Source organism: Sphingomonas sediminicola (assembly GCF_014489515.1).
Lineage (GTDB): Bacteria > Pseudomonadota > Alphaproteobacteria > Sphingomonadales > Sphingomonadaceae > Sphingomicrobium > Sphingomicrobium sediminicola.
Map to the genome: position 1 here is coordinate 805,494 of NZ_CP060782.1, position 16,442 is coordinate 821,935.

Consider the following 16,442-nt stretch of genomic DNA (forward strand, 5'->3'; position numbering starts at 1 on the left):
TCTTCACATCTGACTCCGGTTTGAACTCTTACCGGGCCGGCCTATAAACGACCAATCCTGAGCTAGGCTTATCGCGCATCGCCGGCGTTGTTTTAGAAAGCGACCCAAGTGAAGAGTCGGAGGGCGTTGTTGTCACGCGCGTTAGCGCCCGCGAAGTCATAGTTGTGCCGGCGGCCATTGAATTTGCCGTAGAGCGTGTATTGAACACCCAATCTCGCATTGAACCTCGGGCCCAGGGGGAATTTTCGGCGCCCCACGGTGTGAAGTCTATCTGGCCGAGCACCCCATTGCTATCGGGCCGGCCATTGCCGTCGTACAAATCGAAGTCTCGAGAGCCGCTGATGCTGAACGGAGACACCGTCACACCGACCTTGTCGTGCCAGTTATAGCGAACCGCCGCACGCCACTCGTTCAGGTCATAACGCCCGCAGTTTGTGTCGGTGCCGTCGCCGACGAGTACAAGCGCGCAGCTCGCGCGCAGGTTGCCTCTCTCATGCTCGAAGCGGACATGGGCGCTGAATGAGTCGGATTTACCCATCGATTTTAGCCACGAGCTGTCGAGTCCCCAGTCGGTGTAACGGTCGGTTAAACCACTCGAGCGATCGCGCTCCGGGAAGATCGCCGCCTTAAGTACATTCGCCCCGACTTCGAAGGTCCCGCCAGCGAGGTCGGCCTGATAGGCAATGCGTCCGTAGGGCGCGATTCCGTGAAGCGAGCCGGGGTCTTCCGGATCCATGCCGACGAAATCGAGGAACCCGCGGGATGGACTCGAATAGCCTCCGACTTCGGCATAGAATTTGTGGTCGAACCAAACATAGGCGGTGAGTCCCAACGCGTTTCCGGCCAGAGGATCGTCGATCAACTCTCCGGCTCCCGGTGTCTGTGAGACCGCGGTCTCCGTAAATGGAAATCCCCATGCCGGTAGTGTATTCCAAGGATCCTGGGCGGTCGGATTGTTGTTCAGTGTCAGCCCGAGGATCGAATCCTGGCCGAACAGCTTGGCGTTCGTGACGGCGCGAATGTCTATGTTGTCCCACGACCAAGCATGTTCGACGCCGTCATAGGTGACGAGCTGGGCAAAGCCGCCAAGATGTTCACCGATTCCGCCGGCGACAAACAGACTAGCTTGATCAAGCACCAGATTGTTGTTGCGACTTAAGTGCTCCGGCGGTGGAACCTGATCCTTCTGCGTATGCGTCCATGAGGCGATTGCCATCGCCGAGAGTGGCACTGATTTATGCATGCGCAGCGTATAGCCGCCCAGTTTGAACTCGCGCCCGAACTGAGTGAGTTCGGGTCCGAAGCCGCCTACGTGGCAAGCGGCGCAATTGCGTCCTGTCTGCTCTGCAAAAGCGGGAACGGCTTGTGCCGGGCGATGGAATGCCAAGGCGATTCCGAAGAGGACCGCTCCTGGGAGAAAGGTCGATACCCAACTGACCCGTATCGTCATGCCGCCGCCCCTCTGGCCATGATGTTCAGCTCTTCCGAACGTAAAGGATGCACCAACCAGCAGGGCTGACCGGTCCTTCGACTTGCTGGCAATCAGTCGGCGGCTGCCAGAGCGCGCATGTCTGGCAGCGCTGCCCGGATTTCGGAATCGGCTGATAGTGGGCTTGCTTCTGCGTGAATTTCTTGGGCGCTGCTGATGCAGCGTAGCTCACGCCCGATGTGACCAAGGCGCTAGCTCCGACCGCAGCGATGTTGAGGAGGTCCCTGCGAGAAACTAGCCCAAACCTCTCGTGCTCTGACATGGCAACAACTCCGGCGCTGTGTGCTAGTTGGCCCTAATCGGAGTGGCTGCGAAATAAGTAGATTCGCGTAAGCTCAGATGTGTCTGACCGGTGAACTCATGTCCGCTTCTTACCCATTGCGGACATTGAGGATCAGCCTCGGAACGGCGGTCCCTCGCCTCGGCGGAAAAGTATTTCCTGACGAGCGGCCGGCGTGAAGCCGGATATATCGGCTGTCCAAAGTATGTCGCGATCCCTCCAAGCGAACGAAAGAGCCTCTGCCGCTCTCTGCTGCAACATCTCGCTTGCAGTGTTGTCGCGCGCCATCGCCACCAGGTCAGGAAGCGCTTCATCGAGCGAAGCAATCATCAAAGCGGCATAGTCGCGCTCCCAGTCTTCTGCGTCTGGGCTGCGGAAGATCGCGAGTGCCTCCATTGGGGTCTTCGGAACAGAGAGCATCAAAGCACCTCACAGAAGTGGCTCCACGCCACCTAGCCCTGAGCATCTCAAGCCAGTGACGATGCATTTTGCAATGTCTGCCCTCGACCAAAGCAGACATTGCAACAAGCCGAAGCCGAGTGCGTTTAGCGGGCGATGAGTGACGAAGACCTAGTTCAGAAGGCGCGGAACCGGGTGGCGCAGTGTCGTCGTCTTGCGGCGATGATCAATGATCCACACACTGAAGGCGTCCTCAGGCAAATGGCCGATGAGGCCGAAGCGGACATTCGCACATTCGAAGCTCGGCGAGGCCAACAGGATAACGAGCGACAGCAAGCCTGAATCGCGCTGCTGGCTCCAAAAGCCCCTGGCGTCTCACCCATCGCGATTGCGCACCTATCGACACAGCGTCGCTAATGTCCCTTTCCACCCAAACTTGCCGCGACAGCATCGGGCCACGGCTGCCACAACCACCCGTCGACCGCTTGAGCATTATGGTAATCTGAGAATTCCACCGACAGCGCGCAATTCGGCGGGCTTTATCAGCCTCTGGTGCGAAATGCTGACCGAGTGAAGTGCGCCTTCCAATTGCTGCTGCCAATTCTCAAGGAATTGAAACAGGACCGGAAAATCCGGCGCCAGATCATACTCCTGCCAGACGAACAACTGGAGCAGTGACTGCGCATCCGGCCGATAGTAATAAATCTCCGCCGTCGTGAGCCCGGATCCGCCCATCTGCTCGACGAACGCGCGATCGGTCATGCCGGCGCAGTGCCATCGTGGGCCCTTTAGAAACCAGATCATACCCGGGGTGCCGAAGCTGCGCGGCGAACGTGGCGCTGCGCTGGACGTCAGGCGAGCGAGGATCGCACGCTGGACCTCGGGCTCGAAACTTGGCCGCAACTCTGCCTTGAATGGGTGATCGCTCGGAAAGACTTGTCGCGACACTGTAATCCTCCTTCCAAACTGCCGCTCCTAAGGCTCAAGGGCCTGTTGGCCCGCTGGAATTTTTGTCCGTCAGGCGCTCCCGTCAAGATGTAAAAGAGCCGCTCCCGGGGCGAGTTCCTGCGGAATTTGGCACTTCGTGCCAACGAGCGCCAAAAATTTTCGTTCCGGGTCTTGAACGAGGGATTTCGAACTCCAAAATCCGCCGCCGCCTGGCGTCCTCAGCGGATGCCCGGCGATGACATTCACGTTTTGCAACTGGAGGTTAATGCATGCATTTCCGCCCCTTGCACGACCGGGTGGTCGTCCGCCGTATCGAGGCCGAGGAAAAGACCTCGGGCGGCATCATCATTCCCGACACCGCAAAGGAAAAGCCGCAGGAGGGCGAGGTTGTCGCCGTCGGCCCAGGCGCCCGGGATGAGAACGGCAAGCTCGTTGAGCTGTCGGTCGCACAGGGCGACCGCATCCTTTTCGGCAAATGGTCGGGGACCGAGGTCAAGATCGACGGCGAGGATCTGCTGATCATGAAAGAAAGCGACATCCTCGGAGTGATCGAGGTGGAAGCTGCGCTCAAGCGCGCGGCTTAACCCTCGCGACTTCCAACAAGCTGAAACTATAGAAAGGAGTTTGGGCAGAATGGCTGCCAAGGAAGTGAAATTTGCGTCGGACGCGCGCGATCGCATGCTGCGTGGCGTGGATACTCTTGCGAACGCAGTGAAGGTGACTCTGGGTCCGAAGGGCCGCAACGTGGTGATCGATAAGAGCTTCGGTGCACCGCGCATCACCAAGGACGGCGTGACGGTCGCGAAGGAGATCGAACTCGCCGACAAGTTCGAAAACATGGGTGCTCAGATGCTGCGCGAGGTCGCCAACAAGCAGAACGACCGCGCTGGCGACGGTACCACCACCGCTACCGTGCTCGCTCAGGCAATCGTCCGTGAGGGCTCGAAGGCGGTCGCCGCCGGCATGAACCCGATGGATGTCAAGCGCGGCATCGATTTGGCCGTCGCTGCGGTCGTCAAGGACCTCGAGAGCCATGCACGTACCGTGGGCGCGAACCATGAAATCGCGCAGGTGGCGACGATCTCCGCCAATGGCGACGAAGAGGTCGGGCGCATCCTCGCAGAGGCCATGGAGAAGGTCGGGAACGAGGGCGTGATCACCGTCGAGGAGGCGAAGAGCCTGGAGACGGAACTGGAGACGGTTGAAGGCATGCAGTTCGACCGCGGTTATCTGTCGCCCTACTTCATTACCAACTCTGAGAAGCTCAAGGTGGAACTGGACGATCCCTACATCCTGATCCACGAGAAGAAGCTCTCCAATCTCCAGGCTCTGATCCCGCTCCTAGAGAAGGTCGTCCAGTCCGGCCGGCCGCTGTTGATCATAGCCGAGGACGTCGAAGGTGAGGCGCTTGCGACGCTTGTGGTCAACAAGCTGCGCGGCGGCCTCAAGGTCGCGGCGGTCAAGGCGCCGGGCTTCGGCGATCGTCGCAAGGCGATGCTGGAAGACATTGCGATCCTGACAGGCGGCAACGTCGTTAGCGAGGAACTTGGCACAAAGCTCGAGAACGTCACGATCGACATGCTCGGACGCGCCAAGAAGGTCGCGATCGACAAGGATAATACAACAATCATCGACGGTGCCGGCGCCAAGGCGGACATTGAGTCCCGCGTTGCGCAGATCCGACAGCAAATCGAAACGACCACCAGCGACTATGATCGTGAGAAGCTGCATGAGCGCCTTGCCAAGCTCGCTGGAGGTGTGGCGGTCATTCGCGTCGGCGGAGCGACGGAAGTCGAGGTCAAGGAGAAGAAGGATCGCGTCGATGACGCGCTCCATGCGACCCGCGCGGCCGTAGAGGAAGGCATCCTTCCTGGAGGCGGCATTCCGCTGCTGAGAGCGATCAAGGCGCTCGACGGGTTGAAGACAGCGAATGACGATCAGCAGTCGGGCGTCGACATTGTCCGCCGTGCGCTGCGGGCTCCCGCGCGCCAGATCGCGGAGAATGCTGGCGAAGACGGTGCCTACGTCGTTGGCAAGCTGCTGGAGACCGACGAGTATGGGTGGGGCTTCAATGCCGCCACCGGTACCTACGAGGATCTCGTCAAGGCAGGTGTCATCGACCCGGCCAAGGTCGTCCGCACAGCGCTGCAGGACGCGTCGTCCGTGGCTTCCCTGCTGATCACCACGGAAGCGCTCGTTGCGGAGGTACCCAAGGAAGAGAAATCGCCGTCGGTCCCCGCGATGGACTTCTGAAGAAGGACGAGGAGCGCAGCCTGGCTGCGCTCCTCAATCCTACTTGGTTTATAGTGGAGAGTGCATCCACACTAGTATAGGACTTCACCCGGTCCAGTCATTGGCGCCAAGTCCGCTTTCCACCCATTGCGGACATTCGGATCGGCCTAAGGGCGTTTCATACGGCCTAAAGACCGCTTCGAACCCGGTGTCGGCAGGTCTATAGGACGCCCAGTGACTGTCGCCGGCATATTTCTGTTTTTGGGCACCATTCTTGCGATGGAGGCCGTTGCTTACGCGGCACATCGTTGGGTGATGCATGGGCCGGGCTGGTTCCTGCACGCGAGCCACCATCGCCGTAGGGATACGCTGTTTGAGCTCAACGACCTGTATGCGCTGATCTTCGCAATTCCCTCGATCGTCCTTCTGCTTGGAGGCGTGCAGCTTGGCTGGGGAAGCTGGGCCGTGTGGGTGGGTGCGGGCATCGCGGCCTACGGCGCGATCTATTTCGGGTTTCACGACGTCATCGTCCATCAACGCATTGACCATCGTTACGTAGCGCGCTCGACCTACATGAAGCGGATCATTCAAGCGCACCGATTGCACCACGCAACCAGCGGTAAGCACGGCTCGGTGAGCTTTGGCTTCCTGTGGGCGCCGCCTGCGGACCGTTTGAAGCGGCAGCTTGGCGAGAGCAAGCAAGCGACTGTCCGCGAGCCTCGTCGCTAAAACATGCTGACCGCACTGATCCTTTCCGTGTTCGCGATGACAATTATCGTTGGCGTCCGCTATCTGGCGGTCAGCGGAGCATTTGCGTGGCTCACGGAGCGTCGGTTGCCAGGCTTTTACGACGACCGCAGCGATCAGATCCGCAAGGAAATCGGTTGGTCCCTTGCGAGCGCCTTCATCTATGCGGCGCCCGCTGGTTTGCTTGCGTGGGGTTGGCAGGCGCGTGGTTGGACGCGCATCTATGCCGACGTCACAGACTATCCGTTGTGGTGGCTACCAGGATCCGTGGTCGTCTGCCTGCTGCTTCACGACAGTTGGTTTTACTGGACGCACCGGTTCATGCATCGGCCTCGCATCTACAAGAGAATGCATGCGGTTCATCATGCAAGCCGGAATCCAACCGCGTGGGCGGCGATGAGCTTCCATCCATGGGAATCCATTACGGGGGCCGTGCTGGTCCCCTCGCTCGTCCTGCTCATTCCGATCCATTATGGGCCTTGCTCGCGGTGCTGCTGATCATGACGGTGATGGGGTCACCAATCATATGGGTTGGGAGCTATTCCCGAACTGGCTTGTCCGTGGGCCCGCCGGTCGATGGTTGATAACCGCCAGCCACCACCAGCGACATCATGAAAAACATCTCTGCAATTACGGATTGTACTTCCGGTTCTGGGATCGACTGTGCGGCACGGACCGCGGTCTTGGGGAATTTATGATCGACCCGTCGCCACGGCCTCTGCGAAACTAGGCACGACATACGCCAGCTTCTGCATCTTGCCGACGGTCACGCGCTGATCCCAGGCAGCGCTGCCCAGTCGGCCGACGCGACGCCCGATCGCTCCGTAGATGCGCAACGCAGACAAGACCGCAAGGCGTGAGCGGAACGGAAGCTTTTCTACCCCGAGACGAGCGCTCTCTTCGTAGATCGAAACTCCGTCGATCAGCCGTTTGACGATCGCCACGAGTGCCGTCTCATTCTCCGGATCGAAAAGGGTCGTTCGAGTAATTCCGAACTCGGCCATCCAGTCGCTGGGCAAGTAGCATCGACCAGCTTCCAGGTCCTCGCGTACGTCGCGCGCGATGTTCGAAAGCTGGAAGGCGATCCCGAGGTCGGCGGCTCGCTCCAGCGTCTCCTCATCATCCGCCGGCACACCCATCAGAATGGCCATCATGCATCCGACGGCGCCGGCGACATAATAGCAGTACGTCGCGAGATCCTGTTCCGTGACGGGCTGCCAGCCGGACTCATCGAGAGCAAAGCCGCGCAGATGATCTTCGAGGAAGCGTTCGGGGATCGGACATTCGGAGAGCAGCAGCGACAGGGCCTGGAACGGCAATTCGGCCGTGGCTTCGCCCGCGACCGCCCGATGCGTCTTCCCGCGAAGGACAGCGACGTTGCCACGGAAGCCGCCGGCGAAACCGTAGGTCTGACCGTCACAGACGTCGTCACAATGCCGGCACCAGCAATAGAGCAGCCACGCCCTTTCGCGGGTGGTGCGGTCGAACAGCCGGCTGGCGGCGCGAAAGGACTTGGAGCCGCTTTGAATGACCTCGTACGCGCCGGCAACGATCTCATCGCGAGTCATGCGGCAAGGTCCTTGATCATCAGTCCCGCCGTTGCCTTGGCGCTTCCAACCACGCCGGGGATCCCGGCACCGGGGTGAGTCCCAGCTCCAACGAAGTAGAGGTTGCCGATGACGTCGTCGCGATTGTGGACCCGAAAGTAGGCGCTCTGAGTCAGGATTGGTTCGAGGCTGAACGCGGATCCCAGGTGGGAGTTAAGCTCGTGCTCGAAATCGGCGGGCCCGAAATGAAAGACTTCGCCGAGCCTGTCCCTGAGACCCGGGAGCATCCGCTGCTCGAGGATTTCTAGAAGGCGGCGCGAATATGCCGGCCCTTCGACTTCCCAGTCGATGTCGGCCCGCCCGAGGTGGGGCACGGGCGCCAGAGCATAGAATGTCGAGCGGCCGGCGGGCGCCATCGAGGCATCCGTCGCGGTCGGATGATGCAAATAGATTGACGGGTCTTCAGGGAGCGAGTTGCCGCCGTAAATCTCTTTCAGCAGCTCAGCATAACGGGGCCGAACAGGATGCTGTGGTGCGACACCTCGGGCCAATTACCATCAGTCGAAAAGTGGACCACGAAAAGAGACGGCGAGAAGCGCTTGCGCTTGAGCTTGGCGGAGCTGCGCTTGGCCGAACGATGTCGAAGCATGTCGTAGGTTCGAACGACATCGGCGTTTGAGGCGACCGCATCGAACGATTCCTCCCAACCGCTCCGAGTACGAACGGAAGTGGCGCGATCCTCCTTCGTGGCGATGCCGGCGACAGGGTCGCCCAATCGAACTGAACCGCCAAGCCTCTCCAGATGCTTGACCATGCCGGATACTAGCTGGTTAGTTCCGCCTTTTGCGAACCACACTCCGCCGTCGCGTTCGAGCTTGTGGATGAGCGTATAGATCGCGCTTGCCGTCATCGGATTGCCGCCGACGAGCAGGCTGTGAAACGACAGCGCCTGCCTCAATTTCTCGTTGCGGACGAAGCGCGAAACGATGGAGTAAACTGATCGCCAAGCTTGGTACCGCGCGAGTTTCGGAGCCGCGTGCAGCATGGACTTGAAGTCGAGAAAAGGAACAGCGCCGAGCTTCTCGTATCCCTCGGCGTAAACACCTTCCGAATAACGCAGGAAACGCTGGTATCCTGCGACATCCGCGGGCTCCAGAGCAGCGATCTGCCGGCCAAGTTCCTCGTCGTCATTGACGTAATCGAACGTCGTGCCGTCCGGCCAAGAAAGGCGGTAGAAAGGCGACACCGGGACGAGGCTGACATCGCGCGCCATGTCGGCGCCGGTCAGCTCCCAAAGCTCCCTGAGGCAGGCTGGGTCGGTAATGACCGTCGGGCCGGCATCGAAGACGTGGCCGTCCTTCTCCCAGGAATAAGCACGGCCGCCGGGCTTGTCGCGGGCCTCGATTACCGTCGTGTCGATCCCGGCCGACTGCAATCGAATCGCTAGCGCCAGCCCACCGAAGCCGGAGCCGATGACCGCGGCTTTCCGCTTCATGCCGCGCTCCTGCGCAAAGCCGACAAAGCGCGGCCGATCGAAACCGGAGGCTTGCCGCTGAAAATGCGGACCTTGTCGAAGCCCGAGAGCTGGGCAGCGTAAAAGCGGGAGATGACCGCCGGCGGTAGCCGGTAGAAATGTTCGAGAACGCGGTACGCCTGATCAGGCTCGGCCGCGTAGAAGAGCATGCGGTTGAGAAGTCGGAAAAAGGCTCTGTCCTGCCAAAGCTGCTGTGCCCGTTTGTGGAAAACCGCGTGCAGCGCCTCACTCGTGAGCTCATCTTGCTGGGCGAGGAGCGCAGCATTGGCGACCGCATCGGGGAGCGAATAGCTCGTGGTCGGGTGGAAGAATCCGCCGCGAAGTCCAAGGCGCGCCACCTGTCCGCTTCGCCAGAGCGTCTCGACATCCCGCCGAGCACGATGGGCAGGACGCCGCTCTCTTCATCTAGGACCTCTGGAGAACCCCCGCCCAACCTCATGGCCAGCTGATCGATCCGGCCCGCAATGCCGCCTGATCCAAAACCGGGGTGCGGGAGTAATAAGTATCCTCGATCAGCAGATCGGTCGGGCTGACCGGCAGCTGATAGATGAAGCGGTAGCCGTCGACCTGCTCGACGGTCGCGTCCATGATAATAGGGAGCGACATGCCGTGCGGCCGGGGGAAGCGGTAGTAGCGGCCGACGAACTTCTGCCACCCCAGCTCGAGGCCTGACATCGATGACGGGCCTCGTGCATCAATTACCGCGTCGGCCTCGATCGTTTCGCCGTCCAGCGTAATCGCGCACGGCTCCACGGCCTGGATCCGCGCATTCAAGCGAAACTGTTCGGGACGCAACCCGGCGCGGACGGCGTCGTCGAGGTGGATCGAACGAATGCCGGTGTAACCGACGTCGATCTTTCTGCTGCGCCTGGGGAAATGGACCTCGTGCGCAGGCCAATGGGTCGCCTCGACTCCCTGGAGCACCCAGCGGACCTTTGGCGGGACGTCGGATTCGAAGAACGACCAAGTGTGGTTTCCGCCGAAAGTTTCGCCCTGCTCGACGAGTAGCAGCTCGGTCCTCGGTCGACGTCTCGCGAGCGCGAGAGCGGCGAGAGAACCCGAGAGCCCTCCGCCTGCGATTATGATCCGGCTCACTTCATCACCCGCGTGGCGAAATCCTCCGGCCGCTGATAAGCAATTGACGAATGACACGATTTGCCACGCTTCTGGTCGCTATTCCGCTGATTTCGGCGACTGCTCCTGCCGCTACGGTCGAAGTCGATTTGACGGCGCTTCGTAACACGCACGGAGCCATTCGCTTGTGCATGACCCGAAACCCGGCGCACTTCCCGAACTGCAAGGCAGATCCCGACGCGTTCAAGCAATCTGTTCCGGCGGACATTCGAAGGATCCAGTTCACTGGGGTGCCCGCCGGTCGCTATGCCTTGTCCGTTTTTCATGACGAAAACGCCAACCAGAAGCTCGATACGCTGGTCGGAATCCCAAGAGAGGGCTTCGGCTTCTCGCGAAATCCTGGGATCCGCTTCGGGCCGCCGCGTTTCGAAAAGGTGAGCATTGAACTTACGTCCGGCTTCACTCGCACGAGCGTGCGCATGCAATACCTGCTTTAGCCCATATAGATTCGCGGAATTCAGAGACTTACCCTGCAATGCTGGGGTATATGCTGTTTCGGAAGGCGATGCTCGACTTGCGTTCTACCGACATTCCCCGAACTTCCCCAGGCTCCCAATTGCTTGCGGAAGAAAGGCCGGAAATCCGTGTCATTCTCGCGGCGCCGCGAGGTTTTTGTGCAGGGGTGCGCAGGGCAATCGACGCAGTCCGGGATGCTCTTGCCAAGCATGGAACCCCCGTCTTTGTGCGCCGTGCAATCGTCCATAATCTAGAAGTCGTCCGATCGCTGGAAGCGGAAGGGGCCGTGTTCGTCCAGGAGTTGGACGAAGTGCCGGCCGGCGGCGTCGTCGTTTTCTCAGCGCATGGCGTGTCGCCGGCGATCCTGGCCGATGCCCAGAAGCGAGGGCTGATCGCTTATGACGCCGTCTGTCCGCTGGTCGCAAAGGTCCACCGCGAAGTCGAGCGCCACCAGCGCCGAGGACGTCAGATCATCCTGATAGGCCACAAGGGGCACCCGGAGATTGAGGGCACCCTGGGTCACGTCTCGTCCGTCCGCAAGCATGTCGTAAACAGCGTCGACGAGGTCGAGAACTTGCCGATCTCAAGTCATGAACCGGCCGCCTATGCCGTCCAGACGACCTACTCGGTCGATGACGCGCGGACCATCATTCAGGCTCTGCATCTTCGCTTCGCCGACCTTGTTGGCCCAGCTTCCAGCGACATTTGCTACGCGACCACCAACCGTCAGGCGGCCGTCCGGGAAGTGGCCCTGCAGAGCGACGCGATCATCGTTGCAGGAGAGCAATTCTCTTCGAACGCTTGCCGGCTGGCCGAGGTGGCGAGCGCCCACTGCAATAATGTGCAGCTGGTCGCGGGGTCCGATGAAATCGACTGGAGCGGCCTGCCGAAGAGCGGAGTGATTGGGATTACTGCGGCCGCATCGACTCCTGAGACCAGCGTGCAGTCAATTCTGTCCGCGCTGGGCGCCCGGTACCGCATGATCGTGGAAGAGCTCGGCTCCGGGACCGAAACCACCGTCTTCAAACGCATGGCGATCGCATGAGAACAGCGGAAATTGCACGGGATGTACCCGAATAGACCTACCGCTTGCGAAGATTGCGGCGGACATCGACGCATTGTTCGAAAGAGTGCTGGTTATACCCTCCGATCCCAGCGCCCGACTTCTGAATGCGATGCGTCACGCCGCAATAGGTGGAGGCAAACGCCTTCGGCCCCTCTTGGCGTGTGCCTCCGCCGACATTTTCGGCGTATCCCGGCATCTATCCGTCCGCGCGGGACTCGCCGTCGAATGCATTCACGTGCACTCGCTCATTCACGATGACCTTCCTTGCATGGACGACGACGATCTGAGGCGCGGAAAGCCAACAGTGCACGTTGCATTCGATGAGGCGACGGCCGTACTGGCGGGCGACTCATTGCTCGCACTCGCATTCGAGATCCTCTCCGACCCCGAAACCCACCCTTTGGCGGAGGTGCGTGTGGAGCTGGTCAGAGACCTTGCGCACGCGGCAGGTGCCTACGGCATGGCGGGGGCCAGATGCTCGATCTCATGCCGATGGAGCAGCCTGCAGACATGGAGGCAATTGCTCGGCTGCAGAGGTTGAAGACGGGAGCCCTGATTGGGTGGTCGGTTGAGTGCGGCGCCATCCTCGGTCGTGCTGGGACCGAGGAACGAACCAGTCTGCGGGGCTATGCGCAGAATTTGGGATTGGCCTTCCAGATCACAGACGATTTGCTCGACGTTTCAGGCGATCCTTCTTCCGTGGGGAAACGCCTCCGCAAGGATGAGGCGCAAGGCAAGGAGACCTTCGTCACACTGCTCGGCGAGGAGCGTGCCCGTCACCAAGCTCAAATTCTCGTCGATCAAGCGATCGAGCACCTCCATGCATTCGGACAAGCCGCCGATCTTCTGGCTGCAATCGCCCGGTTCGCGATCAGTCGCGACCGCTAGGGACGATCCCAGCCTCCACGGCGATCCGGATAGCGTCGGCGGAGGTCCTCACGCCGAGCGCTTCTATCATCCGTGCCCTATGCATTTTGACGGTCTTCTCTTCGATGCCCAGGAAGCCGCCGATCTGCTTGTTGCGATAGCCCATCGCCATCAGTTCCAGAGTTTGCCGCAGTCGCGGCGTCAACTTTCCGACTAGCATGCGCGCCTGTGTCTCGCGCAGTCCGGCCCCGCTCCGTCGCCAGATTGAACTTCCATCTGTGAGCCGATGAACATGGCAACCGAGCCATCCTCGCCAAATACCGGTGCGAGCATGACGGCGTTGCGGAAAGGAGTGCCGTCCTTCCGATAATTGGTGATCTCGACAATCGTCGGTGCGCCATTCGCGACCGCCGCCCGAAGTGCGGCCTGAGCTTCCGGCTCCGATCCCCGACCGGCGAGAAAACGGCAGTTGAGCCCTACAACTTCCTCTCGTTCATAGCCGGTGAGCCTCAGGAACGCATCGTTGACCTCTACGATCGGATTGTCCGTTGCGCGATTGTCGGTGACGATGGTTGCGATTGGCGTGCGGTGGATAGAGGCGCGAAGTTCTCTCAGCTCTACGTGACCCGCCGAACCCTGCATTACGCCCGGTTACGTGGCGGTCTGCTTCGAATCAAGTTCACTGCGAATGTCCGCTTTAGGCCCAAAGCGGACATTAACGTGCCGCCTGCTTCAGACTTGGACCTGCCTCAGGTGTCAGCCAGTCGTGAGTCAGTAATTTGAGCTGCCCCAGCATTGATACGAGGAAAGCGGTTGACCAACCAATCATGAGGATTCCGGTCGCACCCTCGATGGCGCCGAATATCCGCCATTCGTGGCCTAACAGCACGTCGCCGTAGCCAACGGACGAATAGGTAACGGTTGAAAAATAGAGCGCCACCTCGAAAGTGCCGAGGGCGCCGAGCAGCAAATAGAGAAACGCGTAGAGCCATATCTCCGCGGTGTGAATTGCGAAGATAGTGGCTGTTGAGACCAGCAGGACTGCGACAGGGGCACTCTTCAACGGCCTGACCAATCTATGGTGAGACCGGAGTATTCGCACGAGGAAAGCGAGACCGGTCAGGTGAATTACCACCGTGACGAGCGACATGATTGTCGCCAGGAACAGCTGAATCAGCATCGAGCGCTCCAATCCATAGAGGAAGTCAAAGCGACGGGAGGGCCCGCGCCGCCACTCTTACTATTCCCGACATCTGCGGGCCACTCGAACGAGCCAAAACGAACCACGTTAGTCTGGAGCGTGACGTCCGCCATCGACCAAAGCTGACGTTAGCCGAGTGTCCGCTTTCGACCCATTGCGAACACTAGGAGGGTCTGTCGCTGGTCAGGAGTCGACGCCTGCCGGTTCCTTTGCAAGCGCCTCCAGCAGGGCTTCGGCGGCGGGCTCGCTCGACGGCGGGTTCTGACCTGTGATGAGCAGACCTTCGCGTACCACATGAGGCTTGAAGGGTTCGGCCTTGCTGAACTTGGCACCAAGCTGCTTGAGCACATCTTCGAGCAAGAACGGAACAACTTTGGTCAGGCCGACGGCCTCCTCCTCTTCATTCGTGAACCCAGTAACGGACTTGCCGGCAACAAGCGGCACGCCATCTTGCGCTGTAACATTCTTCAGCACTGCAGGGGCATGGCAAACGAGCGCGACCGGCTTCCCGTCGGCGAGCGTCTGCTCGATTAGCGCTTTCGACTTTGGATCTTCCGCAAGGTCCCAAAGCGGCCCGTGACCGCCAGGATAGAAGAGTGCATCGAAGTCTGACGGTCGCACAGACTCCAGTGGTTTGGTGGAAGCGAGCTGCGCCTGAGCATCTGCATCGCCTTTGAAACGGCGGGTGGCATCCGTCTGCGATGCCGCTTCATCGCTCTTGGGATCGAGAGGTGGTTGGCCGCCCCTGGGACTAGCAAGAGTAATCTGGTGTCCTGCGTCCTTCAGCACGTAATAAGGGCAGCAAACTCCTCGAGCCAGAACCCGGTCTTCTTTCCCGTATCACCCAACTGATCGTGGCTTGTGAGAACCATCAGGATGTTCATCGGCGCGTCTCCGTCGTTGGCCCGCCCCGCAATCAGATAGGAAGAAGGCGGCCGCTTTCAAAGTTGCCAGTCACCAGCCGCGCGTCCGCTTTCGACCCATTGCGGACATTGCCCGAGAGATCACAAGAGGATCTTTGTTCCTCCCCAAAGGATGAGCGCCGCTCCCGACACCTGCTGAAGCAAGCGACCATTTGGAAGCAGCTTTTCGCCGGCCACAAGAACCGTCAGACCCGTTATCCACAAGAGGTTCATCACCCCACCGACGAACAGCAGCGCCATCAATAGCCAACAGCAGCCCACGCAATAGGCGCCGTGGATCACCCCAAGCCTCAATGCGCCGGTCAACCCAGAACGCCAGTGATGGCTGATGAATTGCCCGGGGAGCGACACTGGCTGACGCAGGCCGACTTCATCGGGGAGAGCTGATAAGCGCCCGTAGCGAGGAGCATTAGGCCCTTTGCTAAGCTTCCTTGGAGCGCCATCGAGGGCCCGTCAGCGAGCGCTGCGCGAAGGCCGCTGCAATGGAGAACACCAGCCACATGGTAAGATAGCCGGCAAGGAAAACCCATGGCTGGGCGATTGCCGCATCGCTGCCGCGTACGTGGCGCACCCGCGCATAAAGCAGGATTGCGGGTGTTGCCGACGGCAGCATCATCGCGACCATCATCACCCACCACATCAACATGAGAGCCGTCAGCGGTGGCCGCATCGGCTCCATTCCCGCGTTGCCGATCAGGAACCTCCAGCTCAGAGCGGCGAGCAGCAAGATGCTACCAGCGAGTAGCCCTCGCTCGTGGCGCAGCAATCGGCTGGTCAGGTCAGTCGCGGACGACCCCATGGCTCGATAGATGAAGGTGGGCGAACTGACCGTATTTGCTCTCGATCTCAAGTTGCATCGGTCCGCCGGTCGTGCGGCTTGATGCGCTGCCGATATCCGCAACTGCATACTCGAAGCCTGCGGGAAGCACGATCTGGGCACGCGATTCCTGACCACTTACCTTGTTGCGGATCGGCTCGCCGGTCATCTCAACATAACCAGGGACGGACAGTCTCCCGACGCGCCCATCAACGTCCACTTCGAAGTCGATGGCGGCGAACACAGGCTCGTGCATTTTAGTTATGGTCGATGCGTAGACCGCGAACATGGTGGCGAACGGGTCGGTGTCCTGACCGGTCATGATTCTGAGCAGCGCGTCCCGTTGCGTTTCGTCGGCGCGCTCATCGACTATGGCTAATGCTTCGCCATTGCCTTCGTGGACCGCGCCCGGCCATTTGAAAATGGCGCCGATCTTCAGGCCATCGAGGCGCGTGTCGCCGTGCTTACCCTGATCAATCTGGATGGCGGCGACCGCATAGCAATGGCCTTTGTCTGGAAGTGCATTGAACTGGCATGGGCAGCCATATTCGCACGTGCAATTGACCAGCTCGCGGCCGGTGAACTCCCAATAGACCATGCTGACTCTCCATCACCGCTGGAACCTCAATAGCACACCGCCCCAAGCCCGTGAATTGGGGCTTCTGCGATTTCGGCAGGCTGAAGAATGTCGACTTTCGACCCATTCCGGACATTCGGCTGGCGTCGCCACTCGGAAGAAGATGACTTTGACAACTTGCATCGGGGTTGACTCAGACACTCAAGGCGGCGAATGCGTTTTAGC

At 60.2% G+C, this 16,442-nt stretch carries 17 protein-coding genes and 5 pseudogenes; 7 read left to right on the forward strand and 15 right to left on the reverse strand.

The window, feature by feature from the left end:
- Nucleotides 1-28 precede the first annotated feature (28 nt).
- The 5 genes from H9L14_RS04400 to H9L14_RS04420 all read right to left on the reverse strand — a co-directional run bounded on the left by H9L14_RS04400 (nucleotide 29) and on the right by H9L14_RS04420 (nucleotide 2,930).
- Nucleotides 29-1,387 carry a hypothetical protein gene (locus H9L14_RS04400; protein ID WP_187709380.1) on the reverse strand — a complete coding sequence of 453 codons (1,359 nt, stop codon included), beginning with the start codon at nucleotides 1,385-1,387 and terminating at the stop codon, nucleotides 29-31.
- An 88-nt stretch (nucleotides 1,388-1,475) separates the two neighbouring features.
- A complete protein-coding gene (locus tag H9L14_RS17320; protein WP_425506898.1) occupies nucleotides 1,476-1,751 on the reverse strand; it encodes a high-potential iron-sulfur protein in 276 nt (91 codons plus the stop codon).
- A gap of 132 nt (nucleotides 1,752-1,883) precedes the next feature.
- The gene (locus tag H9L14_RS04410) at nucleotides 1,884-2,189 is read right to left on the reverse strand and encodes a hypothetical protein (RefSeq protein WP_222949919.1); all 306 of its coding nucleotides are present in this window, start codon (nucleotides 2,187-2,189) and stop codon (nucleotides 1,884-1,886) included.
- A gap of 150 nt (nucleotides 2,190-2,339) precedes the next feature.
- The gene (locus H9L14_RS04415) at nucleotides 2,340-2,504 is read right to left on the reverse strand and encodes a hypothetical protein (protein ID WP_187709383.1); all 165 of its coding nucleotides are present in this window, start codon (nucleotides 2,502-2,504) and stop codon (nucleotides 2,340-2,342) included.
- Between the two features lie 156 nt (nucleotides 2,505-2,660).
- Nucleotides 2,661-2,930: an usg protein gene (locus H9L14_RS04420; RefSeq protein WP_187709857.1), complete on the reverse strand. Its 270-nt coding sequence runs from the start codon at nucleotides 2,928-2,930 to the stop codon at nucleotides 2,661-2,663.
- 455 nt (nucleotides 2,931-3,385) lie between these two features.
- Here H9L14_RS04420 and groES point away from each other — a divergent pair, with 455 nt between their 5' ends.
- The 4 genes and pseudogenes from groES to H9L14_RS16490 all read left to right on the forward strand — a co-directional run bounded on the left by groES (nucleotide 3,386) and on the right by H9L14_RS16490 (nucleotide 6,825).
- Complete coding sequence (groES, locus tag H9L14_RS04425) at nucleotides 3,386-3,700, forward strand: co-chaperone GroES (protein ID WP_187709384.1); 315 nt, start codon at nucleotides 3,386-3,388, stop codon at nucleotides 3,698-3,700.
- 49 nt (nucleotides 3,701-3,749) lie between these two features.
- A complete protein-coding gene (groL, locus tag H9L14_RS04430; protein ID WP_187709385.1) occupies nucleotides 3,750-5,369 on the forward strand; it encodes a chaperonin GroEL in 1,620 nt (539 codons plus the stop codon).
- A 213-nt stretch (nucleotides 5,370-5,582) separates the two neighbouring features.
- The gene (locus tag H9L14_RS04435; protein WP_281389424.1) at nucleotides 5,583-6,077 is read left to right on the forward strand and encodes a sterol desaturase family protein; all 495 of its coding nucleotides are present in this window, start codon (nucleotides 5,583-5,585) and stop codon (nucleotides 6,075-6,077) included.
- 3 nt (nucleotides 6,078-6,080) lie between these two features.
- Nucleotides 6,081-6,825, forward strand: a pseudogene (locus H9L14_RS16490) (sterol desaturase family protein).
- Here the strand turns inward: H9L14_RS16490 and H9L14_RS04445 are convergent.
- The 4 genes and pseudogenes from H9L14_RS04445 to H9L14_RS16500 all read right to left on the reverse strand — a co-directional run bounded on the left by H9L14_RS04445 (nucleotide 6,788) and on the right by H9L14_RS16500 (nucleotide 10,271).
- Nucleotides 6,788-7,663, reverse strand: coding sequence for a phytoene/squalene synthase family protein (locus H9L14_RS04445; protein WP_187709386.1), 876 nt, complete (start codon nucleotides 7,661-7,663; stop codon nucleotides 6,788-6,790). The pseudogene H9L14_RS16490 and the gene H9L14_RS04445 sit on opposite strands and share 38 nt — an antisense overlap.
- Nucleotides 7,660-9,137: pseudogene (locus H9L14_RS04450) on the reverse strand (phytoene desaturase). The gene H9L14_RS04445 and the pseudogene H9L14_RS04450 overlap by 4 nt, the downstream one beginning before the upstream one ends.
- The gene (locus H9L14_RS16495) at nucleotides 9,134-9,514 is read right to left on the reverse strand and encodes a lycopene cyclase family protein (RefSeq protein WP_187709387.1); all 381 of its coding nucleotides are present in this window, start codon (nucleotides 9,512-9,514) and stop codon (nucleotides 9,134-9,136) included. Before H9L14_RS16495 ends, H9L14_RS04450 begins: the two are co-directional and overlap by 4 nt.
- A gap of 97 nt (nucleotides 9,515-9,611) precedes the next feature.
- Entirely contained in the window at nucleotides 9,612-10,271 is a 660-nt protein-coding gene (locus H9L14_RS16500; RefSeq protein ID WP_187709388.1) for a lycopene cyclase family protein, read from the reverse strand.
- 50 nt (nucleotides 10,272-10,321) lie between these two features.
- On the opposite strand from H9L14_RS16500, the gene H9L14_RS04465 reads away from it, so the two are divergent.
- The 3 genes and pseudogenes from H9L14_RS04465 to H9L14_RS04475 all read left to right on the forward strand — a co-directional run bounded on the left by H9L14_RS04465 (nucleotide 10,322) and on the right by H9L14_RS04475 (nucleotide 12,720).
- Complete coding sequence (locus H9L14_RS04465) at nucleotides 10,322-10,747, forward strand: DUF2141 domain-containing protein (protein ID WP_187709389.1); 426 nt, start codon at nucleotides 10,322-10,324, stop codon at nucleotides 10,745-10,747.
- 119 nt (nucleotides 10,748-10,866) lie between these two features.
- Nucleotides 10,867-11,811, forward strand: a complete 945-nt coding sequence (ispH, locus tag H9L14_RS04470; RefSeq protein ID WP_425506922.1) for a 4-hydroxy-3-methylbut-2-enyl diphosphate reductase — start codon at nucleotides 10,867-10,869, stop codon at nucleotides 11,809-11,811.
- A gap of 31 nt (nucleotides 11,812-11,842) precedes the next feature.
- Nucleotides 11,843-12,720 (forward strand): annotated as a pseudogene (locus H9L14_RS04475) (polyprenyl synthetase family protein).
- Here H9L14_RS04475 and H9L14_RS15585 read toward each other — a convergent pair.
- From H9L14_RS15585 to H9L14_RS04500, 6 genes and pseudogenes are all read right to left on the reverse strand, one after another.
- Entirely contained in the window at nucleotides 12,704-12,919 is a 216-nt protein-coding gene (locus tag H9L14_RS15585) for a LuxR C-terminal-related transcriptional regulator (protein WP_246444450.1), read from the reverse strand. The pseudogene H9L14_RS04475 and the gene H9L14_RS15585 overlap by 17 nt on opposite strands.
- Nucleotides 12,913-13,341: a PAS domain-containing protein gene (locus tag H9L14_RS04480; RefSeq protein ID WP_246444453.1), complete on the reverse strand. Its 429-nt coding sequence runs from the start codon at nucleotides 13,339-13,341 to the stop codon at nucleotides 12,913-12,915. Before H9L14_RS04480 ends, H9L14_RS15585 begins: the two co-directional genes overlap by 7 nt.
- 73 nt (nucleotides 13,342-13,414) lie before the next feature.
- Nucleotides 13,415-13,879: a potassium channel family protein gene (locus H9L14_RS04485; protein ID WP_187709390.1), complete on the reverse strand. Its 465-nt coding sequence runs from the start codon at nucleotides 13,877-13,879 to the stop codon at nucleotides 13,415-13,417.
- Between the two features lie 204 nt (nucleotides 13,880-14,083).
- Nucleotides 14,084-14,784 (reverse strand): annotated as a pseudogene (locus tag H9L14_RS04490) (type 1 glutamine amidotransferase domain-containing protein).
- A 120-nt stretch (nucleotides 14,785-14,904) separates the two neighbouring features.
- Nucleotides 14,905-15,622, reverse strand: a pseudogene (locus tag H9L14_RS17325) (DUF2182 domain-containing protein).
- Nucleotides 15,603-16,238, reverse strand: coding sequence for a DUF1326 domain-containing protein (locus H9L14_RS04500; protein ID WP_187709391.1), 636 nt, complete (start codon nucleotides 16,236-16,238; stop codon nucleotides 15,603-15,605). The pseudogene H9L14_RS17325 and the gene H9L14_RS04500 overlap by 20 nt, the downstream one beginning before the upstream one ends.
- Between the last annotated feature and the right edge of the window lie 204 nt (nucleotides 16,239-16,442).